At 70.6% G+C, this 21,523-nt stretch carries 20 protein-coding genes and 1 tRNA gene; 9 read left to right on the top strand and 12 right to left on the bottom strand.

Annotation, left to right across the window (positions count from 1 at the left end):
* Positions 1 to 21: 21 nt before the first annotated feature.
* On the top strand, positions 22 to 504 hold the full coding sequence (locus tag AB0G63_RS03495) for a GNAT family N-acetyltransferase (protein WP_360743564.1): 483 nt from the start codon (positions 22 to 24) through the stop codon (positions 502 to 504).
* Here the strand turns inward: AB0G63_RS03495 and AB0G63_RS03490 are convergent.
* Positions 494 to 1,723: an MFS transporter gene (locus AB0G63_RS03490; protein ID WP_360743561.1), complete on the bottom strand. Its 1,230-nt coding sequence runs from the start codon at positions 1,721 to 1,723 to the stop codon at positions 494 to 496. The two genes, AB0G63_RS03495 and AB0G63_RS03490, sit on opposite strands and share 11 nt — an antisense overlap.
* Positions 1,724 to 2,067: 344 nt before the next feature.
* Here AB0G63_RS03490 and AB0G63_RS03485 point away from each other — a divergent pair, with 344 nt between their 5' ends.
* Entirely contained in the window at positions 2,068 to 2,421 is a 354-nt protein-coding gene (locus AB0G63_RS03485) for a hypothetical protein (protein ID WP_360743558.1), read from the top strand.
* Positions 2,422 to 2,509: 88 nt separating this feature from the next.
* Here AB0G63_RS03485 and AB0G63_RS03480 read toward each other — a convergent pair.
* The 7 genes from AB0G63_RS03480 to galU all read right to left on the bottom strand — a co-directional run bounded on the left by AB0G63_RS03480 (position 2,510) and on the right by galU (position 8,241).
* Positions 2,510 to 2,583 (bottom strand) — tRNA-Ala (locus AB0G63_RS03480).
* Between the two features lie 103 nt (positions 2,584 to 2,686).
* Positions 2,687 to 3,997: a gephyrin-like molybdotransferase receptor GlpR gene (gene glpR, locus AB0G63_RS03475; protein ID WP_360743555.1), complete on the bottom strand. Its 1,311-nt coding sequence runs from the start codon at positions 3,995 to 3,997 to the stop codon at positions 2,687 to 2,689.
* A 186-nt stretch (positions 3,998 to 4,183) separates the two neighbouring features.
* Entirely contained in the window at positions 4,184 to 4,840 is a 657-nt protein-coding gene (locus AB0G63_RS03470; protein ID WP_360743552.1) for a GNAT family protein, read from the bottom strand.
* 20 nt (positions 4,841 to 4,860) lie between these two features.
* Complete coding sequence (locus AB0G63_RS03465; protein ID WP_360743550.1) at positions 4,861 to 5,403, bottom strand: MogA/MoaB family molybdenum cofactor biosynthesis protein; 543 nt, start codon at positions 5,401 to 5,403, stop codon at positions 4,861 to 4,863.
* The gene (gene moaC, locus AB0G63_RS03460) at positions 5,400 to 5,879 is read right to left on the bottom strand and encodes a cyclic pyranopterin monophosphate synthase MoaC (protein WP_360743547.1); all 480 of its coding nucleotides are present in this window, start codon (positions 5,877 to 5,879) and stop codon (positions 5,400 to 5,402) included. Before moaC ends, AB0G63_RS03465 begins: the two co-directional genes overlap by 4 nt.
* Positions 5,880 to 6,011: 132 nt before the next feature.
* Positions 6,012 to 7,334 carry a gephyrin-like molybdotransferase Glp gene (gene glp, locus AB0G63_RS03455; RefSeq protein ID WP_360743544.1) on the bottom strand — a complete coding sequence of 441 codons (1,323 nt, stop codon included), beginning with the start codon at positions 7,332 to 7,334 and terminating at the stop codon, positions 6,012 to 6,014.
* A 4-nt stretch (positions 7,335 to 7,338) separates the two neighbouring features.
* Positions 7,339 to 8,241, bottom strand: a complete 903-nt coding sequence (gene galU, locus AB0G63_RS03450; RefSeq protein WP_360743541.1) for a UTP--glucose-1-phosphate uridylyltransferase GalU — start codon at positions 8,239 to 8,241, stop codon at positions 7,339 to 7,341.
* Positions 8,242 to 8,335: 94 nt separating this feature from the next.
* Here galU and AB0G63_RS03445 point away from each other — a divergent pair, with 94 nt between their 5' ends.
* Positions 8,336 to 8,977, top strand: coding sequence for a 5-formyltetrahydrofolate cyclo-ligase (locus AB0G63_RS03445; protein WP_360743537.1), 642 nt, complete (start codon positions 8,336 to 8,338; stop codon positions 8,975 to 8,977).
* Positions 8,978 to 9,133: 156 nt separating this feature from the next.
* Here AB0G63_RS03445 and AB0G63_RS03440 read toward each other — a convergent pair whose 3' ends face one another.
* Positions 9,134 to 11,974, bottom strand: coding sequence for a penicillin acylase family protein (locus tag AB0G63_RS03440; RefSeq protein ID WP_360743535.1), 2,841 nt, complete (start codon positions 11,972 to 11,974; stop codon positions 9,134 to 9,136).
* Positions 11,975 to 12,202: 228 nt separating this feature from the next.
* Between AB0G63_RS03440 and AB0G63_RS03435 the strand changes: the two genes are divergently transcribed.
* The 6 genes from AB0G63_RS03435 (at position 12,203) to mscL (ending at position 18,082) form a co-directional block, all read left to right on the top strand.
* Positions 12,203 to 13,738 carry a potassium/proton antiporter gene (locus AB0G63_RS03435; RefSeq protein ID WP_360743870.1) on the top strand — a complete coding sequence of 512 codons (1,536 nt, stop codon included), beginning with the start codon at positions 12,203 to 12,205 and terminating at the stop codon, positions 13,736 to 13,738.
* Positions 13,739 to 14,146: 408 nt separating this feature from the next.
* Positions 14,147 to 15,439 (top strand): MFS transporter, encoded by a 1,293-nt coding sequence (locus tag AB0G63_RS03430; protein ID WP_360743532.1) that lies wholly within the window; start codon positions 14,147 to 14,149, stop codon positions 15,437 to 15,439.
* Positions 15,440 to 15,506: 67 nt separating this feature from the next.
* Complete coding sequence (locus tag AB0G63_RS03425; RefSeq protein ID WP_360743529.1) at positions 15,507 to 15,797, top strand: FmdB family zinc ribbon protein; 291 nt, start codon at positions 15,507 to 15,509, stop codon at positions 15,795 to 15,797.
* Positions 15,798 to 15,876: 79 nt separating this feature from the next.
* Positions 15,877 to 16,719, top strand: coding sequence for an S-methyl-5'-thioadenosine phosphorylase (locus AB0G63_RS03420; RefSeq protein WP_360743526.1), 843 nt, complete (start codon positions 15,877 to 15,879; stop codon positions 16,717 to 16,719).
* 202 nt (positions 16,720 to 16,921) lie between these two features.
* Positions 16,922 to 17,461, top strand: a complete 540-nt coding sequence (locus tag AB0G63_RS03415) for a hypothetical protein (protein ID WP_360743523.1) — start codon at positions 16,922 to 16,924, stop codon at positions 17,459 to 17,461.
* 138 nt (positions 17,462 to 17,599) lie between these two features.
* Positions 17,600 to 18,082: a large conductance mechanosensitive channel protein MscL gene (mscL, locus tag AB0G63_RS03410; protein WP_360743520.1), complete on the top strand. Its 483-nt coding sequence runs from the start codon at positions 17,600 to 17,602 to the stop codon at positions 18,080 to 18,082.
* Positions 18,083 to 18,125: 43 nt separating this feature from the next.
* Here mscL and AB0G63_RS03405 read toward each other — a convergent pair whose 3' ends face one another.
* The 3 genes from AB0G63_RS03405 to pflB are packed head-to-tail and all read right to left on the bottom strand — an operon-like array spanning position 18,126 to position 21,504.
* Entirely contained in the window at positions 18,126 to 18,320 is a 195-nt protein-coding gene (locus tag AB0G63_RS03405; protein ID WP_360743517.1) for a hypothetical protein, read from the bottom strand.
* 43 nt (positions 18,321 to 18,363) lie between these two features.
* The gene (pflA, locus tag AB0G63_RS03400; protein WP_360743514.1) at positions 18,364 to 19,191 is read right to left on the bottom strand and encodes a pyruvate formate-lyase-activating protein; all 828 of its coding nucleotides are present in this window, start codon (positions 19,189 to 19,191) and stop codon (positions 18,364 to 18,366) included.
* A gap of 12 nt (positions 19,192 to 19,203) precedes the next feature.
* The gene (gene pflB, locus AB0G63_RS03395; protein ID WP_360743511.1) at positions 19,204 to 21,504 is read right to left on the bottom strand and encodes a formate C-acetyltransferase; all 2,301 of its coding nucleotides are present in this window, start codon (positions 21,502 to 21,504) and stop codon (positions 19,204 to 19,206) included.
* Positions 21,505 to 21,523 lie beyond the last annotated feature (19 nt).

Here is a 21,523-nt window from a genome sequence, read left to right as displayed (position 1 = left end):
AATTCACATACGGTGTATAACATGCATATCCGCCGCGTCCCGTTCGACCACCCCGACGCCGTCAAGCTCAACGACCAGGTCCAGGCCGAGTACCACGTCCGCTACGGCGACGGTGGCGACGCCACCGAGCTGGCCCCGGAGGACTTCGAGCCGCCGAACGGCGTGTACCTGATCGCCTACGACGCCGACGACAGCCCCGTCGCCACCGGCGGCTGGCGCTCCCGGGACGCCAACGGCGAGGGCAACCGCGACGGGGACGCCGAGCTGAAGCGGATGTACGTGATCGACGGCATGCGCGGCCGCGGCCTCGCCCGCCGCATCCTGGCCGCCCTGGAGGAGGACGCGCGCGCGGCCGGCCGCCTGCGCATGGTCCTGGAGACCGGCACGAAGCAGCCGGAGGCCGTCGCCCTGTACACGTCCTCCGGCTACGAGCCCTGCGAGAAGTTCGGCTACTACCGCTTCCACCCGGAGAGCCTGTGCTACGCCAAGCCGCTCAACCCCTGAGCCGGTCGGCCACGGCCCGGACCTGCCTGTTCTTCGAGCGGTCCGCACGCGTCACACCGATCGCCCACGCGAGCGCGTAGACAACGGCGAGCCCTGCCGACAGCCGGGTGGTGCCGGGCATGCCGATGGACGCGGCCAGGGGTGCCACCGCGAGAGACGACACGCCCTGGAAAGCGGAGGACAGACCGAAGACGAGGACCATGACACGGCCGCGGATGTGGTCCGGGGTCGCGAGTTGCAGGCCGTTGACGGCGAGGATGGCGCACGCACCCACTCCGAGGTGGCCGATCAGCGCCGCGGCCATGGCCGGGCCCAGGGCCGTGACCTGGGCCAGGGCAAGGTAGCCGAACCCGAAGAGTGCCAGGGCGGCGCCGGCCGTGTGCAGTCGCCGGCGCGTCGACCCGGCGACGAGCCGTCGGCCGAGGAAGGGACCGAGCACGGCCCCGAGCCCTTGGGCCAGGTACAGCGCCCCGACGCCGGCGTCACCGGCGTGGAAGCGGTCGAGGGCGTACACCGGCAGCAGGCCCACGATGCCGTAGCAGAGGCGCATTCCGACAGTCAGCCACAGGAACGCGGACACCACCGGGGTGGCCCGGACGAAGTTCCGGAGTTCGGCCATATCGGCCCGCATCCGGATCCGACGAGTCGTCATCGCCACGGAGAGCGGCCGCCTGATCCTCGCGACGAGGAGCGCGGAGACGGCGAAGGACGCACCGTCGATGACGAGGGTGGCCGAGGCGCCCCATGCCGCACAGACCACGCCTCCGAGGCCGGCTCCCACCAGCAGACCCGCCGAGTACAGGCTTCCGAGCAGGGTCTGGGCCAGGGGGAGTTCGCGCGCGGTGACGAGGTTCGGCAGGGCGGCCTCAGGGATGGGGCTCGCGACGGCGGCGGCGAGGGAGAGCCCCGCCAGACAGCCGAGGGCCAGCGGGACGGACCGGGTGTGAAAGGCGGTCAGCAGGCCGGCGGCCGGGATGACCGCGCCCAGGTCGCACGCGATGCGCAGGCGTCGCCGGTCGAAGCGGTCGGTGAGCGGACCGATCAGCGGCAGCAGTACCACGCCGGGCAGCGAGTTGACGGCGAACAGCAGTGCTGTCCAGCCCGGCGAGCCCGTGTGGCGGTAGACAAAGCCGCTGAGGGCGACGAAGGTGAACCAGTCACCTGTCAGGCTGAGAGCGGAAGCGCAGAAGAGGCGCCGGAAGTCGGCGTTGTCACGCATGAGCGCGACAACGCCTCCATGAAAGCGCGGTCGAGCGAGGAACACCAGTGACTCCAGCGGTGGACGTCCCGATCGACGGCCGGGACGAACGACGGAAATGACGTCGTGTGCTCCGCGGCCCGAGCAAGGGACCACGGAACGACGGCTGGTCAGTCACAGAGGTGATGCACGACAGGCATCGTACCCGGCAGACGCCCGCCAACTGCCGGACGTGATCCGGCCGTTCAGCAGGGAGTGCAGGGTCGGCAGGGAGGGCAGGGTCGGCAGGGAGGGCAGGGTCGGCAGGGAGGGCAGGGTCGGCAAGGTGCTCGACCGGGACCCCAGATGGAGGCATCCGCACAACGATGAGCACTGAGCCGGTGGGACTGCTGCGCGTGTTGATCGTCCACGAGCGTCCTTCGGCGCACCGCGTGCTCTGCCACGCCCGCAGCGTCAGCCGGGAGCGGGGAGTCTTCATCGACGGTTCGGTGCGCCCGGTGGACAGCCCACCGGGCGCCGTGATTTCCCCGGTCCGGGTGGCCCGTATGCACCGGCAGCCGTACAAGGAGTTCACCGAGTTGCCGGCCGCCTGGAGTGCTGTCGTCGAGCTCGAGGGCCCGGACCTGTCCTGGGTGCAGGTCGAGGCGAAGCTCCGGGCGGTCCCGTCGGCGACCTGGACGGAGCGGGGACAGGGGCAGGGGCGAGGGCAGGCGAGCTGAGTACCGCCTCCGGCGGCAGCCGAACGTCGCTGCCGTACAACATGCCGGAGCCCCGGTCGGTATTCACCGACCGGGGCTCCGAGCTGCGTGGACCTGAGGGGATTTGAACCCCTGGCCCCCTCGATGCGAACGAGGTGCGCTACCGGACTGCGCCACAGGCCCTTGCAACGAGTGAAACTCTAGCATCCCGATCGCGGTGCTTGGAAATCCGTTCCCGGGCCCGCCGACGAAGGCGGCGCAGGTGGGCGTGGTGGACGGTGGCGCGCTACTCGTTGGCGGCACGCGGCCGCTCGCCGTCCTCGTACTGGTCGAACAACGGCGTACGCCCCCGCTCCCGCGCCCGCCGGGCCGAGGCCGCCCGACGGGCGTCACTGCGCACGTCGTCGTCGGCCCGGTCCTCCTCGGCGGCGTCCGCGTGCGAGTCCGCGTGCGGGTGCGAGTCCGCGTGCGGGTGCGCGTGCTCCTGCGCGTGCGTGGCGGCGGGGTCCCCGGTCCGCTCGGCGCCGGGCGCGGCCGCCGCCTCCTGCTCCCGGCCGACGGAACTCGACCGCGCCGAACTCCACGTGTCCGGCGCCCCGAGGTCCACGTCCGTGGCGGCCCGCGGAGCGACCGGCGCGGTCACGTACGTCGGCAACGGCACCGGCACCGGGTCCCAGCTCTCCCCGTGGCCGGGCAGTCGCTGGCGCTCCCGCTGCTGGTCGACCCACTCGGCGTGGTCGGTCTGCTCGACGAGCGCACGCCGGTCGGCGGCCAGCGCGGACAAGCCGGGGTCGGTCTCCGGCTCAGGCCCTTCCTCCGGTTCGTCGGCGTCCGCCTCGACGGAGGGACGCCGACGCGGCTGGCGCTGCTGGCGCTCCCGCAGCCGCTGCGCGGCGGCCTCGGCGCGGCGCCGGTCCATCTGAAAGGCGAAGCGACGACGCTCCTGGGAGCGCAGATGGGCGATGTACGCGCTGAGCAGTATCGCGGGCACGCCGGGCGCCCACAGCAGAGCGAGTCCGCCGACGGCCGCGACGATCGCGCCGAGGGTGAAGGCGAGGAACAGCACGACGGTCGTGCGTCGGCGGCGCGCGAGCACCTTCGTGCGCCGGGCGCGCGCTGCGGCCGCTTCCGCCGAGGGCGTACGCCTGGCGGCGGGAACGCGCTTGCGCGCCGGTGCGGAGTTCTGTGCGGGCGCCGGCGCGGAACCGGATGCGCGCGCCGGTGCGGAACCGGATGCCGACGCCGGCGCGTCCGAGGGTTCGTGCGCCGGTTGCGCACGCCCGGCCGCCCGCGCCTGCACCTCTGCGCGGGCCTGCGGGCGGGTCGGGGGCATGGCGAAGGCCCGGACGTCCACCGAGTCGGTGACGGCGTCCGGAGCGTCGGCGTCGGGCTCCCCCTCGTCGGCGGAGCGCGCGCGCAGGTCCTTGGCGTACCGGCGCTCCATCCCCGCCCGTCCGGACAGCAACCGGATGGCTGTGCTGAAGCGTTCCGTCGGACGGGCCTCGTTCAGCTCGTCCTGCCTACGGAGCCACATCGGCACCAAGTAGGCGGCCCAGGCCCCGACAATGACTGCGTAGATGAGGCCGCTGCTGCTCACGCCTCACACGGTAGAGGGGTTTGCGTGAGGCCATCCGCCAATTGAGCCGGTGTGTCGCACGATCTGGCTGATATTTCGAACTTTTTTTGTGACCGACGCGATCAGCAGTCCACCACCCACCGGAGAATTAATGCCCGGAGACGGTCGACGCGCCACCGAATTCGAACGTTTATTCAATTCCTGGGACTAGGCGGGATTACCCGGCGTGTTCTGCGGGTTCCGCGGAGTGCCTCGCGAGGTCCCCGGCGACGTCTGCTGGGAGCGTGCCCGATGCCAGCGGCTCAGCAGTCCGTCCGGAACCTCTTCCGCGGTGAGCGCGAAGACGAGGTGGTCGCGCCAGGCTCCGTCGATGTGGAGATAACGCGGCCGCAGGCCCTCCTCACGGAATCCGAGTTTTTCCACGACCCGGCGGCTGGGCCCGTTCTCGGGGCGAATGCAGACCTCGATGCGGTGCAGACCGACGGTCCGGAAACAGTGGTCCACGGCGAGCGCCACGGCCGTCGGCATCACACCGCGTCCGGCGACCGCCTCGTCGACCCAGTAGCCGACGTGTCCCGAGCACATCGAGCCCCAGGTGATCCCGGCGACCGTCAACTGCCCGACCAGCCGTCCCTGGTACTCGATGACGAAGGGCAGCATCCGGTGCGCGTTGGCCTCCGACCGCAGATGACGGACCATCTGGCGGTAGGTCGGCCGGTGCGTGACGGGCCCGCTGGGCGTGGGCGGCGGGATGGTCGCCTCCCAGGGGCGCAGCCAGTCCCGGTTGCGCCGGTTGACCTCGCGCCAGGCCCGCTGGTCGCGCATTCTTATCGGCCGGAGGACGACGTCGCCGTCCGCCAGCACGACGGGCCAGGATGGGCTGTTCAGCTCGCACCCCCAGGGGTGGGGCCGGGTCTCGGGTGGTCACCGCCACGGACCTGGTCGACGGCATGGATCAGCAGGGGCTCGAGGACGGCCAGCCCGTCCTTCACCCCGCCGGCCGAACCCGGCAGATTGACGATCAGCGTCCGCCCCGCCACTCCCGACAGGCCCCGGGAGAGCACGGCGGTCGGCACCTTCTCCCGTCCGAACGCCCTGATGGCCTCGGCAATGCCCGGCACCTCGAAGTCGATCACCCGGCGCGTCGCCTCGGGCGTCCGGTCGGTCGGCGAGATGCCGGTGCCGCCGGTCGTGACGACGACGTCGTACCCGGCCTCGACCGCGGCACGCAGCGCGGCCTCCACGGGATCCCCGTCGGGCACGATCTGCGGCCCCTCGACGGCGAAGCCGAAGCCCGCGAGGCCCTCGGCGATCAGCGGGCCGCCCCGGTCCTCGTAGACGCCGGCAGCGGCACGGTTGGACGCGGTCACGACGAGCGCACGATAGGGCGCGGGCGTGCCGCTCCCGGCGTGCGCCCCGGCGCTCACGCCCGGCTCCAGTCGCCCGATTTGCCGCCCGTCTTCTCCTCCACCCGGACGTCCGTGATGACCGCTCCCTTGTCGACGGCCTTGACCATGTCGATCACGGTGAGCGCGGCGACGGAGACCGCGGTGAGGGCCTCCATCTCGACGCCCGTGCGGTCCGTCGTCTTCACCGTGGCGCGGATCTCCACGGCGTCGTCCGCGACCGACAGATCCAGCTTCACACCGGACAGCGACAAGGGGTGACACAGCGGGATGAGGTCCGGTGTGCGCTTGGCGCCCATGATGCCCGCGATCCGCGCCGTGGCGAGCGCGTCGCCCTTGGGGACTCCCTCGCCGCGCAGCAGCTCGACCACGCGCGGTGAGACGAGGACGCGTCCGCTGGCGCGGGCGGTGCGCGCGGTGACGTCCTTGTCCGAGACGTCGACCATGCGGGCGGCGCCGGCGTCGTCGATGTGCGTCAAGCGGTCCTGCGTACTCATGCTGTGTGGCACTCCCGGTCCGGGCCCGCCGCGGTACGGCGCGCAGGCCTGCTGTGCGCGACACGGTACCGCCAAGACGGCGCGGACAGCGGACCAGGACCCGTCCCCGCGGACCGCCACACGCGCGTGCGCTCAGCGGAGCAGGACGACCTCGACCTCGGCACCGGGTTCGACGGACTCCACGTCCTCCGGAACGACGATCAGCGCGTCCGCGCGCGCGAGGGCGGCGACCAGGTGCGAGCCGGCCCCGCCGACCGGGGTCACGGAACCATCGGCGTACTCGCCCCGCAGGAACTGCCTGCGCCCCTTGGGCGAGGTCAGCGCCTTGCCGGTGGTCAGGGTGGCGCGGGTCCTCGGCCGGTGGACGTCGTCGAGTCCCATGAGAGTGCGGATCGCGGGACGGACGAAGAGTTCGAAGGAGACGTACGACGAGACGGGGTTGCCCGGCAGTGCGAGCAGCGGGATGTGGTCGGGGCCGACGGAGCCGAAGCCCTGGGGCTTGCCGGGCTGCATGGCGAGCTTGCGGAACTCGACGCCGCTGCCGGCCTCGTCCTCGTCGCCGACGTGCGACAGCGCCTCCTTGACGACGTCGTACGCCCCGACGCTGACACCGCCCGTGGTGACCATCAGGTCGGCGCGGACGAGCTGGTCCTCGATGGTGGAGCGCAGGATCTCGGCGTCGTCGACCACGGCGCCCACCCGGTAGGCGATGGCGCCGGCGTCGCGGGCGGCGGCGGTGAGGGCGAAGCTGTTGGAGTCGTAGATCTGGCCGCTGCCCAGTTCCTCGTCGGGCTGGACGAGTTCGCTGCCGGTGGACAGGACGACCACGCGCGGGCGCGGGCGTACGCGTACCGTTCCCCGGCCGATGGACGCCAGCAGAGCGATCTGCGGGGGCCCGAGGACGGTGCCGGCATCGAGCGCGCGGTCGCCGGCCTTGACGTCGCTGCCCGTCGCGCGCACGTGCGCGCGTGCCTCCGCGGGCCGGTACACGTGCACCTGTCCCTCGGCGCCCTCGGGCGCCAGGCTGCTGGCACGCATGCCCGTGACCGGGCCCTCGCCGAGGCCCCCGTCGGTCCACTCGACAGGGACGACGGTCTCGGCGCCGGGCGGCAGCGGGGCGCCCGTCATGATGCGCGCGGCCTGGCCGGGACCCACGTGGATCAGATCGGCCTGGCCCGCCGCGACGTCCCCGACGACGTCCAGGACGGCGGGGAACTCCTCGCTCGCGCCCGCGACATCCGCGACCCGCACCGCGTAGCCGTCCATGGAGCTGTTGTCGAACGGCGGCAGCGAGACCGGCACCGTGACGTCCTCGACCAGGACGCAGCCCTGTGCGTCCAGCAGGTTCAGCTCGATGGGTTCGAGAGGACGGACGGTCGCGAGGATGTCCTCCAGGTGCTCGTCCACCGACCACAAGTGGTCCTGGCCGACGGTGCGGGGCGCGGCGCTGTTCAAATCGCTACATCTCCTCGGCTACGTAACTGCGAAGCCAGGCCCGGAAGTCCGGGCCCAGGTCTTCACGTTCGCACGCGAGTCTGACAATGGCACGCAAGTAGTCGCCACGGTCACCGGTGTCATAGCGACGGCCCTTGAAGACGACGCCGTGCACCGGGCCGCCGGCCTTGTCGCCCTCCGCGAGCTGCTGAAGGGCGTCGGTGAGCTGGATCTCGCCGCCACGGCCCGGCTCGGTCTTGCGCAGTATGTCGAAGATGTGCGGGTCGAGCACATATCGTCCGATGACCGCGTAGTTGGACGGCGCGTCGGCCGCGTCGGGCTTCTCGACCATGCCGGTCACCTTGACGACGTCGCTGTCCTCGGTGGGCTCGACGGCCGCGCACCCGTAGAGGTGGATCTGCTCCGGGGCGACCTCCATCAGCGCGATGACGCTGCCGCCGCGCTGCTCCTGCACCTCGACCATGCGCGCGAGGAGCGGGTCGCGCGGGTCGATCAGGTCGTCACCGAGCAGGACGGCGAAGGGCTCCTGGCCGACGTGCGGGGCCGCGCACAGGACGGCGTGGCCGAGGCCCTTGGGGTCGCCCTGTCGCACGTAGTGCATGGTCGCCAGGTCGCTCGAGGCCTGGACCTTGGCGAGCCGGCCGGCGTCGCCCTTCCTCTGGAGAGCCGACTCGAGCTCGTAGTTGCGGTCGAAGTGGTCCTCCAGGGGGCGCTTGTTGCGGCCCGTGATCATGAGGACGTCGTCGAGGCCCGCGGAGACGGCCTCCTCGACCACATACTGGATCGCCGGCTTGTCGACGACCGGCAGCATCTCCTTGGGAGTGGCTTTGGTGGCCGGCAGGAACCGGGTACCGAGGCCCGCTGCGGGAATGACAGCCTTGCTGATCCTGAGGTGCGACTGGGTCATGCCCGCAACCTTATCCGGTGCCTTTGCAAGGAATCTGTAGCTTCAGTTAATTGGCCCTTATTTGAGCACATTAGGAAAGGTACAGGTACGACCTGTGAATCACATCGGACGTGCTGCCGAGCCTGGCAAGCGGATGTTGCGGCGAGAGATCCTGACGGTGAGAAGCAGGTTGACCGCGGATGACGTGCAGGAGGCGGCGAACGCGCTGGCCGGGCGCGCGCTCGAACTGCCGGAGTTGGCGCACGCGCGCACGGTGGCGGCGTACGTCTCGGTGGGAACCGAGCCGGGAACTGTCGCCCTGTTGGACGCGCTGCGCGCGCGGGGCGTGCGCGTACTGCTCCCGGTGCTCCTCCCGGACAACGACCTGGACTGGAGTGCGTACGCCGGCGAGGGCTCCCTCGCGCGGGTGCGGCACGGCGGGAAGATGGCGCTCTTCGAGCCGGTCGGCGACCGACTGGGGCCGGATGCCGTGGCCGAGGCGGACGTGGTGCTGCTGCCGGGGCTGGCGGTCGACACGCGCGGGCTGCGGCTGGGGCGCGGCGGAGGATCGTACGACCGTGTGCTCGCGCGGCTGGAACGCGCGGGCGCACGCCCCGCGCTCTTGGTACTGCTCTACGACTCGGAAGTCGTCGCGCGCGTGCCGGAGGAGGCGCACGACCGGCCGGTGCACGCGGTGGTGACACCGTCGGGCGTGCGCCGCTTCGGTGGTGGTGAGGACGGCAGCGGCGGCGCGTGACCGTCCGGCAGGCGCACGGCACCAGCCGGACACCTCGCGCACGCCTGCCGCGCCCGGCGCACACCCCCACGCACGCGCCCCGGCGCGCGAAGGGGCCCTCCACGCGTGCGTGGAGGGCCCCTTCGCGCGCCTCGCGGCCTCAGCCCCGGGGACGGCTCACGGCTTCAGCACCAGCGTGTCGCTCGTGCCCTTGTCGACCGCGTCGCCCGAGAAGGACCACGGCAGCAGTTCGCCCTTGGCCCACTTGCCGGTCTGGTCGGTGTAGTGGGCGCTGTAGGCGTGCCCGGACGCTCCGGTGAGGTTGATCCACTTCGACTTGTCGAGGTCGCCGAGGTTGACCACCATCCGCATCGACGGCACCCACACGACGCCGTAGCCTCCGGCGGCGTTCCATCCGCTGGCGTTGACCGTGGCCTCGCCGCCGCTGAGCTTCCAGGGTCCGCGGTTGAGGACGTACTGCAGGAAGCCGGGGCCCTCGGTGCCGAGCGTCTGGTTCTTCAGGAACAGGCGGTGCAGCCGGCCCCAGCTCCAGGTGTCGGTGTCCTTGCCGAGCTTGGCGGTCAGCTCCCAGCGAGCGTCGATCATGGCGCGCTTGAACAGCTGGTCGCGGTTCTCGGCCTTCGGGCGGTCGCCGACCCCGCCCGGGGTCCTCCACCAGTCGCTGTTCTCGTCGTCCATGAGGTTGCGGACCACCTCGAACCAGCGGTCGCCGCCGTCGGGCTGCGCCTGGTCGGTGTCGCGCTGGCCGCACTCCCGCACCTTCTCGGTGTCGTCCACGGGGCCGGTGGTGTTGACCGGGTCGACCCACAGGCACTGTCCCTTGACCCGCAGCTCCTTGGGGAGCTTGTTGCCGAAGGCGAGCTTGAGGATGTTGCGCCAGACGGCGTTGAAGTAGGCGGCCGCGGCCGAGTCGGCGTCCTGGGTGTAGTCCCAGCCCTCGAGCAGCTCCTGCGCGTCGCGGACCGCCTTGTCATCGATGTCGATCTTGAGCAGCTTGGGCACGAGCAGCTTGGCGATCTGGCTGCTGTTGTCCATCTGCATCTGGCGCATGTCGTCGGTGGAGATCTTGCCGCCGCCCTTGATCTTCGACTCGATCAGGTCGGTGATGCGCTGGCTGCGAGTGCCGTAGCCCCAGTCCGTGGTGAGCGTGTAGGGGTACTTGTCCTCGTCGACGACGGCCTGATTGGCGGTGACGATGTAGCCGCGCTCCGGGTCGAACTCGTAGGGCAGCGCGTCCTGCGGGATGTATCCGGTCCACTCGTACTTGGAGTCCCAGCCGGGCGCCGGGATGGAGCCGTCGTGGCCCTGCGCGCGCAGGGGGATCTTTCCGGGCAGCGTGTAGCCGATGTGGTTCTTGGTGTCGGCGTAGATCAGGTTCTGCGAGGGCACGTCGAACAGGGTGGCGGCGGCCCGGAAGCCGCTCCAGTCGGCCGCCCTGTCCATAGCGAAGACGGCGTCCATGGTGGTACCCGCGTCGAGGGCGGTCCAGCGCAGGGCGATGCCGTAGCCGTCGCCGCGGTCGGGCGCCGCGGTGTCGACGGTGGCCTTCTTGCCCACCTTCACGAGTTCGTTGTCGCGGTCGGACAGCAGGGGTCCGTTGTTGGTCTCCCGGACGACGATCTTCTTCGACTTGCCGCCGGCGACCTTGATGGTCTCCTCGCGGGTGGTGAAGGGCTTCACCTTGCCGTCGTACAGGTAGCCGTCGCCGCTGAGCTTCTCCAGGTACAGGTCGGTGACGTCGACTCCGGAGTTCGTCATGCCCCAGGCGATGTTCTGGTTGTGGCCTATGACCACGCCGGGCATGCCGGCGAAGGTGTAACCGGTGACGTCGTACCGGCACTTGCTGGAGACGGTCCGGCAGTGCAGGCCCATCTGGTACCACACGGACGGCAGCGAGGCCGACAGGTGCGGGTCATTGGCCAGCAGGGGCTTGCCGGTGATGGTGTACTTCCCCGCCACGACCCAGGAGTTCGAGCCGATGCCCTGGCCGTTCACCCCGACCGCCGCGGGCACGTCGTCCAGGACGTCGTAGAGGCCCGACAGCTGGCTCTCCAGGGCGGAGGACCCGGTCGCCGAGGCCGGCGAGGCCGTGCCCGTCGTGCCGGTCGTGCCCGACGTACCCGACGTACCCGACGTACCCGACGCACCGGTCGTACCGGTCGTACCGGTCGTACCGCTCGTGGACGTCCCGGCGGTCGACGTGCTGCCGGCCTTCTGGAACGTCTTCGTCAGCTCGTCGTACTGACCTTCCTGCACGATCGCCTTGTTGCGGCTGTACGGGTAGTCCGGGTACAGGTCCTTGATCTGCTTGGGGCCGAGCCTGCTGGTCATCAGGGCGCGGTCGATCTCGTCCTGCATGTTGCCGCGCAGGTCCCAGGCCATCGCCTTCAGCCAGGAGACCGAGTCGACGGGGGTCCACTTCTCGGGCTTGTAGTCGTTGGTGAAGCCCAGAGCGGCGTATTCGAGGGAGATCTCCTTGCCGTCCCTGCCCTTGAGGTAGGCGTTGACTCCCTTGGCGTACGCCTGGAGGTACTTCTTCGTGGAGGCCGACAGCTTGGTGTCGTACTCCTTCTTCGCCACCCGGTCCCAGCCGAGCGTGCGCAGGAACTCGTCGTTGCCGACCTGGCTCTTGCCGAACATCTCCGACAGGCGCCCGGAGGTCATGTGACGGCGCACGTCCATCTCGTAGAACCGGTCCTGCGCCTGCACGTAGCCCTGCGCCATGAACAGGTCCTCTTCGGAGGAGGCGTAGATCTGCGGGATGCCGTAGCCGTCGCGTTTGACGTCCACGGGCCCCGACAGGCCCTCGATGGTGACCGAGCCCTTCGTCTGCGGGAAGGAGGCCCGGACCGTACTGACTGACCAGTACGCCCCGTACGCGACGCCTCCGACGATGGCCAGCACGAGGACGAGGACGAGCAGGCGGGCTCTGCGCCCCTTCTTCCTGCCGGACTTGCCGGGCTGCTGACCCGTTGAGGCGGTGGTGTTGGGGGGCATCGCTGTCCTTGCTGTCCTAACGCGAGCGGCAGGCGGTCCTGGAGTGCTGGAGCAACCATAGGCGCAGGGCCCGACACCACTTGACGCGGAGTCGGGAACCGGCCCGGATGAGCGTTCGATCTTGCCGTGCAAGCGTCAAGAGATCGTCAAGAGTTAGGTAAGGTAACAAAGTACTTGGGTGCGGAGTTACCCCGCTTCGTGTCCTATGTACGAGAGCTCCCGCGCGGGATGCGCGCGAGCCGTCGAAGGGAACGGCCGCTGACTGTCCACCACCTCAACCAGCTTCTGCTCGTCTGCTCGCTCGTCCTGCTCGTCGCCGTGGCAGCGGTCCGGATCTCCTCGCGCAGCGGGCTCCCCAGCCTGCTCGTGTACCTGGGGATCGGGGTCCTCATGGGCCAGGACGGAATCGGCCACGTCCACTTCGACAACGCCGAACTGACCCAGGTCATCGGATACGCCGCCCTCGTCGTGATCCTCGCCGAAGGCGGTCTGGGCACGAAGTGGAACGAGGTCAGGCCGGCCCTGCCTGCCGCCTCCGCACTGGCGCTGGTCGGGGTCGCGGTCAGCGTGGGAGTCACCGCGACGGGGGCGCACTACCTCACGGGTCTGCCATGGCGGCAGGCGCTCATCATCGGGGCGGTCGTGTCCTCCACGGACGCGGCGGCGGTCTTCTCGGTGCTGCGGAAAATACCTCTGCCCGCGCGCGTGACGGGCACCCTGGAGGCCGAGTCCGGCTTCAACGACGCACCCGTGGTCATCCTGGTCGTCGCCTTCTCCACCGCCGGCCCGATCGACCACTGGTACACACTGCTGGGCGAGATAGCCCTCGAGCTGGCCATCGGCGCGGCCGTCGGCCTCGCGGTGGGCCTGCTCGGCTCCTGGGGCCTTCGGCACGTGGCCCTGCCCGCCTCCGGCCTTTACCCCATCGCCGTCATGGCCATCGCCGTCACGGCGTACGCGGCGGGCGCGCTGGCGCACGGCAGCGGCTTCCTCGCCGTCTACCTCGCCTCGATGGTGTTGGGCAACGCGAAGCTGCCGCACTGGCCCGCCACGCGCGGGTTCGCCGAAGGGCTCGGCTGGATCGCCCAGATCGGCATGTTCGTCCTGCTCGGCCTGCTGGTCACCCCGCACGACCTGGGCGACGACGTCTGGCCCGCCCTCGTCATCGGGCTGGTGCTGACCATGGTGGCGCGTCCGCTCAGCGTCGTGGCGTGTCTCACACCCTTCCGGGTGCCCCGGTCGGAGCAGGTCCTGCTGTCCTGGGCCGGACTGCGCGGCGCCGTGCCCATCATCCTGGCGACGATCCCCATGGTGGAGGGCGTCGACGCCAGCCGCCGGATCTTCAACATCGTCTTCGTCCTGGTCGTCGTCTACACCCTCATCCAGGGGCCGACGCTGCCCTGGGTCGCCCGTACCCTCGGCCTGGGCAAGAGCGGCGAGGCGGCTGACCTGGGCATCGAGTCGGCGCCCCTGGAGCGGCTGCGCGGACATCTGCTGTCCGTCACCATCGCCGAGGGGTCGAAGATGCACGGCGTCGAGATCAACGAACTGCGCCTGCCGGCCGGATCCGCCGTCACGCTCGTCGTACGTGACGGAAAATCGTTCGTCCCGCTTCCCGCGACGGTGCTGCGGCGCGGGGACGAACTCCTGGTCGTCGCCACCGACCCGGTGCGGGACGCGGCGGAGCGCCGACTGCGCGCCGTGGGACGCGGTGGAAAGCTGGCCGGATGGCTGGGGACGGACGGCGCGGAGGCGAGGGGCTGAGGGCGGAGGGCGTCGCGCTCGCGCCGGGCGTGCGCGGCGCGGCGGCCATTCACGGACGCGCGCGCAGGCGCCGGCTGTATTGGTCCGCGGCGCGGGCGTGAGGGGCGTGCGCAGCGCGCAGAACGGCGCAGCCTTCCGTTAAGGGCGTGTTTCATACGGTTCACCACCCCGGCAATCGCAGGCTGACGACCTCATGGTGCTCGCTTTCACAGGCCCACCGGCCGTGATCCTTGTATGCTGAAGGCGCACCCTGATCGAACCAACTCTGCCTGACGCAGAGCTGGCGCGACCGTATGGCGGCCGGGACGCTCCTCGCATCAGCGCCGGCATCTACCGCAGTCCGCGCATGAGGACAGCTCTCGGCGCTTCCGCAACGGCGCGCTACCAGGCGGCGGAAAGGCACGGGCCGTGGCATCCACGGTCACCAGCGAGTCGTCGAAGGACTCGTCGGCATCCTCCCGTCCGGGATACGGGCAACTGCTGCGCACCCGTGGCGCCTGGACGTTCCTGATTCCGGGCTTCGCGGCGCGGCAGCCGTTCGCGATGCTCACCATCTCCATCGTGCTGCTCGTGCAGCACACCACCGGCTCGTACGGCGCGGCGGGCGCCGCCGCGGCGGTCACCGGCGTCTCCATGGCGCTGTTCGCGCCCTTCAGCGGCCGGCTCGCCGACCGGTACGGGCAGCGCGCCGTACTCGTGCCGGGCGTGACGCTGCACGCGCTGTCGGGCCTGGCTCTGACGGCGCTCGCGCTGGGACACGCGCCCTTGTGGGCGCTGTTCGCCGCGGCCGTGCCCACCGGCGCCTCGGTGCCGCAGATCGGGCCGATGGTGCGCGCCCGCTGGGGCGTGAGGCTCCAGGACTCGCCCCTGATGACCACTGCCGCGGCCTTCGAGTCGGTCACGGACGAACTGACCTTCGTCATCGGCCCGCTGCTGGCCACCGCCCTGTGCACCGCCGTGGACCCGGCCGCGGGCCTGGTGACGGAAGCCGCGCTCACACTGCTCGGCGGCCTGCTGTTCGCGGCGCAGAAGAACACGGAGCCCGCGGTGACCGGCACCGGGCACGCGCGCGTGAAGCACGGGTCGGCACTGCGTGTGCCCGGCGTGCGCGTGCTCGTCGTCGCCTTCCTGGGCATCGGCTCCGTCTTCGGGGGCATGCAGGTCTCGCTGGCGGCCTTCGCCGAGTCGATCGGCGAGCCCGGGTTGAACGGCGTGCTGTACGGGATCTTCGCCGCGGGCAACATGCTCTCCGGCGTCGTCTGCGGTGCGATCGCCTGGAAGGCGGCTCCGCGGCAGCGTCTCGTGGTCGGGTACGGCGCGCTGGCGCTGGCGGCCTCCGGTCTGTGGGCCGCGCACTCGGCGCCGCTCCTCGCGGGGCTCGGCCTGCTCGTCGGCATGTGCATCGCGCCCACGCTGATCACCGGCTACACACTGGTCGACGGCCTGGTGCCGGCCGGCGCCCGCACGGAGGCCTTCACCTGGCTGACGGGGGCGGTGGCGCTCGGCCAGGCGGCCGCCGTCACGGTCGCCGGACAGCTGGAGGACCGCCTCCGGGACGGCGCCGGATTCCTCGTCCCGATGGGCGGCACGGTGCTCGCCCTGGTGACCCTGCTCACCCTCCGCTCGCGGCTCGCGGCCCGGCCCAGGCAGGTGACCGTCGCACGTGGCGTCGGTCACCGCGAGGCCGTCGCAGTGGACTGATCCTCAGGAATACGTCACTATGGATCCTCGTTAGCACTCATTGAGTGAGAGTGCCAGGAGGAAGACAGTGCCCACCTACCAGTACCAGTGCACCGAGTGTGGCGAGGGCCTCGAGGCGGTGCAGAAGTTCACCGACGACGCCCTGACCGAGTGCCCCAATTGCGGTGGCCGCCTCAAGAAGGTGTTCTCCGCGGTCGGCATTGTCTTCAAGGGTTCCGGCTTCTACCGGAACGACAGCCGCGGCTCGTCGTCCAGCAGCTCGCCGGCGTCCTCGAAGCCGTCGACGTCGTCTTCTTCGTCGTCCTCGGACGCGAAGCCGTCCAGCACCGGCTCCGCCTCCAGCAGCTCCGCCGCGTAGGCAACCACTTCTTGCGGGACCCTGCCGTCATCCGACGGCAGGGTCTTCGGCGCTTCCTGCGGCGGCTAGGGTGCGGAGCATGGCGAACAAGGCGAACGCCGAGATCGGCGTGATCGGCGGCTCCGGTTTCTACTCGTTCCTCGACGACGTGACCGAGATACAGGTGGACACCCCCTACGGGCCACCCAGCGACTCCCTCTTCCTCGGGGAGGTCGCCGGCCGACGGGTCGCCTTCCTGCCCCGGCACGGACGCGGGCACCACCTGCCGCCGCACCGCATCAACTACCGGGCCAACCTCTGGGCGCTGCGGTCGGTCGGGGTGCGCCAGGTCCTCGGCCCGTGCGCGGTGGGCGGTCTGCGCCCCGAGTACGGCCCGGGCACGCTGCTCGTGCCGGACCAGCTCGTCGACCGTACGAAATCCAGGGCGGGGACGTACTTCGACGGGCTGCCGCTTCCCGACGGGACCGTCCCGAACGTCGTGCACGTCTCCCTGGCCGACCCCTACTGCCCCGCAGGGCGCACGGCAGCGCTGAAGGCCGCACGCGGCCGGGACTGGGAGCCGGTGGACGGCGGCACACTCGTCGTGGTCGAGGGGCCCCGTTTCTCGACCCGTGCCGAATCCTTGTGGCACCAGGCGCAGGGTTGGTCCGTCGTCGGCATGACCGGGCATCCCGAGGCGGCGCTCGCCCGCGAACTCGAACTCTGCTACACGTCCATGACGCTGGTCACCGACCTCGACGCGGGCGCCGAGACCGGCGAGGGCGTCTCACACGAAGAGGTGCTGCGAGTGTTCGCGGCCAACGTCGACCGGCTGCGCGGCGTGCTGTTCGACGTGGTGGCCGGTCTGCCCGCGAACGAGGAGCGGGACTGCCTGTGCAGGAACGCGCTGGGCGGGATGGATCCGGGCTTCGCTCTGCCGTAGGGAGCAGAAACGGGGAACCGGGGGAGGTTACTGCGGGCCCTATGACAGCGCGCATGCGCTCGTCCACTCATCCACTCGTTCCCTCGTGCGGGTGGGCAGGTTGTCCACAACCCGTCGGTAATCCACCGGCTCCGGCGAGCGGCGGCGCGAAGCCTCATCGTGGGCTCGCCAGCCGATTCCTCTTCGCAGGTGGTGATCCGCGATGTCCCTGCACCATCCGTCCCTCTCCCCGCCCCCTCCGCGCCCGCCGGGTGCGGACGCTCCCGCCACATGCGAGGTTCCGCACTTCGCTCCCGTGCGGGTGCGCGGCGGGCGGTACCAGCTGCGCCGGCTCCTGGGGCACCGGAGGCGGGCACTGACGGTCGGCCTCGCCGTGACCGCGGCCGCGCTGGTGGCGGCCGTGCCGCGGGACGCCGACCGGGCGCGCGGGCATCCGGCGGCGGATCCCGTCCGCAGGCATCGTGCCGTCGAGACGGTGTCCGCTCCGGTGCGGATCGCCGACGCGGCCACGGTCCGCCTGCTGCGGCCGGGTGACCGGGTGGACGTCATCGCCGCGCAGGAGACGGCGACGGGCGGCGATGCCCGTGTGGTCGCGCGCGGGGCTCGGGTCGCACAGGTGCCGGAACCCCTGGACGGTGCGGCCGACAGCGGCGCGCTGGTCGTGCTCTCGGTGCCCCGGTCGACCGCGGCGCGCCTCGCGGGTGCGGGCGCGGCGGCCCGGTTGGCGGTGACGCTGTGCTGAACAGGGTCTCCCGCATCCTGCGTGAAATGCTGTCAAGTCCCTCTTGGAAGCCACCCGGCCGTACCGGCGCGCGTCGCGTTGACGTAGGTTGCGGAGCTGTTTGTTCCACACCCTGTGCGTGCGAGGAGAGGCCCCGCGGTGAGCGAGAAGAAGAAACCGAGCGTCTGGCAGGGCTTCAAGGCTTTCCTGATGCGCGGGAACGTCGTCGACCTGGCAGTGGCGGTGGTCATCGGCGCCGCGTTCACCAACATCGTCAACTCGGTGGTGAAGGGGATCATCAATCCGCTCGTCGGTGCGATCGGGACGAAGAGCCTCGACGGCTACAGCTCGTGCCTGGAGGCTCCGTGCCAGGTTGCAGCGGACGGCACGGTGAAGAGCGGAATACCGATCATGTGGGGCTCCGTGCTCGGTGCGACGCTCAGCTTCGTGACCGCGGCAGCGGTGGTCTACTTCCTGATGGTCCTGCCGATGTCGAAGTACCTGGCACGGCAGGAGGCCCGCCGGAAGGCGCGGGAGGGCACGCAGGAGGTCATCGAGGTGACCGAGCTGGAGGTGTTGAAGGAGATCCGCGACGCCCTGGTCGCCCAGCGCGGACGCGGGACAGTGCCCGACGAGCGGTAGGGACAGCGGCCCGCCGTGCATGGCGGGCCGTGGCCCGCGTGGCTCACAGGTGGTGGGGCGGCTTCTCGTCGAGGAAACGCTTCAGGTCCGAGGCGTCACCGCCGTCAGGGCCGGGCCGCTCGCCCCATCCGCGGTCCGTGTCGTCCGAGGACTGCTGGTCCAGCGGGTCGTCGAAGATCAGCGAGGCCTTCGGCTCGCGCGGCGCGGACTCGGGCTCGGGCTCGGGGGCGGTGCTCATGCGTCCAGAGTACGGCTCCGAGCGCGGGCCGGGCCCCGGCGGCTCAGACGGCGTTGAGGCCGTGGGCCGCGAAGATGCTCCTGGCCACAGCGGTCTGCTCAGCGGTCGGGGAGGGCGTGTCGTGCAGCACGAACGGCCGCCCGAGCGCCTGCCACTTGGCCTCGCCCAGCTTGTGGAAGGGCAGGACGTCGACGCGTGTGACGTTGCCGAGAGAGGCGGCGAAGGCGGCGACTCCGTCGATGTTGTCGGGGGCGTCGGTCAGTCCGGGCACGAGCACGAAGCGGACGTGGACCTCCTGGCCCAGGTCGGCGAGGCGCCGGGCGAAGTCGAGGGTGGGGCGCAGGGGGCGACCGGTGACCTTGCGGTAGGTGGCGGGGTCCCAGGACTTGATGTCGAGCAGGACCAGGTCGGTGTCGCGCAGGAGGGCGTCGGTGGCGCGAACGCCGAGGAAGCCCGAGGTGTCGAGGGCGGTGTGCAGGCCGAGTTCGTTCTTGAAGCGGTGCAGCAGTTCGCCGGTGAACACGGGTTGCAGCAGCGGTTCCCCTCCGCTGATGGTGGCGCCGCCGCCGGCGGCCGCGATGAACCGCGTGTACTTGCGGGCTTCGGCGACGATCTCGTCGGCCGTGGTGCGCTTGCCGTCGCGCATCCGCCAGGTGTCGGGGTTGTGGCAGTACAGGCAGGACAGCGGGCAGCCCGACAGGAAGGTGACGAAGCGGGTGCCCGGACCGTCGACGCCGGTCGACAGGTCCCACGAGTGGACGGTTCCGACGACCGGGCGGCGGGTCGCCGCGGCGGCCGGGGTGGCCGCCGCGGAAACGGGCCCGCCGGCCGGCGTCGGCAGAGCCGACGCCGGCGGATGAAGCGTGGTCATCGCCGTGCTCCCTTACAGCGAACCGTGGAAGGTGCGGTTGATGACGTCGAGCTGCTGCTCGCGCGTGAGGCGGATGAAGTTGACCGCGTAGCCGGAGACCCGGATGGTCAGCTGCGGGTACTTCTCGGGGTGCTCCATCGCGTCCTCGAGGGTCACCTTGTCGAGCACGTTGACGTTCATGTGGAAGCCGTCGCTGGCGATGAACCCGTCCAGGACGCCGGAGAGGTTGGCGACGCGCTCCTCGGGAGTGCGGCCGAGGGCGTCCGGGGTGATCGTGTTGGTCAGCGAGATGCCGTCCTCCGCGTCGTCGTACGGGAGCTTGGCGACGGAGAGCGCCGAAGCGATGTATCCGTGCTCGTCACGCCCGTTCATCGGGTTGGCGCCGGGCGCGAAGGGGGTGCCCGCGCGGCGGCCGTCGGGCGTGTTGCCGGTCTTCTTGCCGTAGACGACGTTCGAGGTGATCGTCAGGACCGACTGGGTGTGCACCGCGTTGCGGTACGTCGGGTACCGGCGGACCTTCTCCATGAACTCGTGGACGATCCACTGGGCGATGGAGTCGGCCCGGTCGTCGTTGTTGCCGTACGCCGGGTAGCTGCCCTCGATGACGTAGTCGACGGCGAGGCCGGTCTCGTCCCGGATCACCTTCACGCGTGCGTGCTTGATGGCGGACAGCGAGTCGGCGGCGACCGACAGGCCGGCGATGCCGCATGCCATGGTGCGCAGGATCGCCCGGTCGTGCAGGGCCATCTCCAGGCGCTCGTAGGCGTACTTGTCGTGCATGTAGTGGATGACGTTGAGCGCGTGGACGTAGGTCTTCGCGAGCCAGCCGAGCATGGCGTCGTAGCGTGCGAGGACCGTGTCGTAGTCGAGGTACTCGTCGGTGATCGGCTCGAAGCCCTCGACGACCGTCTTGCCGGACTTCTCGTCGCGGCCGCCGTTGATGGCGTACAGCAGGGCCTTGGCGACGTTGACGCGGGCGCCGAAGAACTGCATCTGCTTGCCCATGGCCATCGCGGAGACGCAGCAGGCGATGGCGGTGTCGTCACCGTACTTGGGGCGCATCAGCTCGTCGGACTCGAACTGCAGGGCGCTGGTGTCGATGGCGACCCGGGCGGCGTACTTCTTGAAGCCCTCGGGCAGGCGCGGGGACCAGAAGACGGTGAGGTTGGGCTCGGGCGCCGGGCCGAGGTTGTAGAGGGTGTTCAGGGCGCGGAAGGTGGTACGGGTGACCAGCGGCCGCCCGTCGTCCCCGATGCCGCCCATGGACCAGGTGACCCAGGTGGGGTCGCCGGAGTAGAGCTCGTTGTACTCGGGGGTGCGCAGGAAGCGGACGATGCGCAGCTTGACGACGAAGTCGTCGATGAGCTCCTGGGCCGCGGCCTCGGTGAGCACGCCGGCCTCGATGTCCCGTTGCAGGTAGACGTCGAGGAAGGCGTCGATGCGGCCGATCGACATGGCGGCGCCGTTCTGCTCCTTGACGGCGGCGAGGTAGGCGAAGTACAGCCACTGGATGGCCTCGCGGCCGGTCCGGGCGGGACCGGAGATGTCGTAGCCGTAGGAGAGAGCCATCACCTTGAGTTCCTGGAGGGCGCGGATCTGCTCGGCGACTTCCTCGCGTTCCTGGATCACCTCCGCACTCGGCCACTCGACTTCGAGGGCGAGCTTGTCCGCTCGCTTTGCCGCGATGAGCCGGTCCACACCGTAGAGGGCTACGCGACGGTAGTCGCCGATGATGCGGCCGCGGCCGTAGGCGTCCGGGAGGCCGGTGATGATGCCGGAGGAGCGACAGGCGCGGATCTCGGGGGTGTAGGCGTCGAAGACACCGTCGTTGTGGGTCTTGCGGAGCTTGGTGTAGATCTCCCGCACGGTGGGGTCGGCCTCGTACCCGTAGGCGTTGAGGGCACCCTCGACCATCCGCCAGCCGCCGTTGGGCATGATGGCGCGCTTGAGCGGGGCGTCGGTCTGGAGGCCGACGATGAGGTCGAGGTCGCGGTCGACGTAGCCGGGGGCGAAAGCGTCGATGCGGGAGGGCGTCTTGGCGTCGACGTCGTAGATGCCGCGCTCGATCTCGGTCGGGAACATGGCGAGGAGCTTGTTCCAGACCTTGGTGGTGCGCTCGGTGGGTCCGGCGAGGAAGGCTCCGTCACCCTCGTAGGGGGTGTAGTTGTGCTGCACGAAGTCCCGGACGTCGATGGCGTCGCGCCACAGGCCGCCTCGGAAGCCGGCCCAGGCGTCTCCCTGCGCCGACGGCTCAGGCGCCGTCCGGGGCGCGGCGGGAGTGACGTTGGTGGTCTCCGCAGGAGTGGCAGTCATGGCCCGCACCTTCCACATC

The organism is Streptomyces sp. NPDC020996, from assembly GCF_040641355.1.
Taxonomy (GTDB): domain Bacteria; phylum Actinomycetota; class Actinomycetes; order Streptomycetales; family Streptomycetaceae; genus Streptomyces.
The sequence above is the reverse complement of the archived record's forward strand: the minus strand, read 5'-3'. Positions and strand labels throughout refer to the sequence as shown.

Excerpts from the sequence above, each read along its gene's own strand:
- pflA (WP_360743514.1), bottom strand. The coding sequence starts at position 19,191 with ATGACCACGCTTCATCCGCCGGCGTCGGCTCTGCCGACGCCGGCCGGC.
- galU (WP_360743541.1), bottom strand. The coding sequence starts at position 8,241 with ATGACCCAGTCGCACCTCAGGATCAGCAAGGCTGTCATTCCCGCAGCG.
- AB0G63_RS03440 (WP_360743535.1), bottom strand. The coding sequence starts at position 11,974 with ATGCCCCCCAACACCACCGCCTCAACGGGTCAGCAGCCCGGCAAGTCC.
- AB0G63_RS03435 (WP_360743870.1), top strand. The coding sequence starts at position 12,203 with ATGCGCGCGAGCCGTCGAAGGGAACGGCCGCTGACTGTCCACCACCTC.
- AB0G63_RS03495 (WP_360743564.1), top strand. The coding sequence starts at position 22 with ATGCATATCCGCCGCGTCCCGTTCGACCACCCCGACGCCGTCAAGCTC.
- pflB (WP_360743511.1), bottom strand. The coding sequence starts at position 21,504 with ATGACTGCCACTCCTGCGGAGACCACCAACGTCACTCCCGCCGCGCCC.
- moaC (WP_360743547.1), bottom strand. The coding sequence starts at position 5,879 with ATGAGTACGCAGGACCGCTTGACGCACATCGACGACGCCGGCGCCGCC.
- AB0G63_RS03490 (WP_360743561.1), bottom strand. The coding sequence starts at position 1,723 with ATGCGTGACAACGCCGACTTCCGGCGCCTCTTCTGCGCTTCCGCTCTC.
- AB0G63_RS03420 (WP_360743526.1), top strand. The coding sequence starts at position 15,877 with ATGGCGAACAAGGCGAACGCCGAGATCGGCGTGATCGGCGGCTCCGGT.
- AB0G63_RS03415 (WP_360743523.1), top strand. The coding sequence starts at position 16,922 with ATGTCCCTGCACCATCCGTCCCTCTCCCCGCCCCCTCCGCGCCCGCCG.
- AB0G63_RS03405 (WP_360743517.1), bottom strand. The coding sequence starts at position 18,320 with ATGAGCACCGCCCCCGAGCCCGAGCCCGAGTCCGCGCCGCGCGAGCCG.
- AB0G63_RS03485 (WP_360743558.1), top strand. The coding sequence starts at position 2,068 with ATGAGCACTGAGCCGGTGGGACTGCTGCGCGTGTTGATCGTCCACGAG.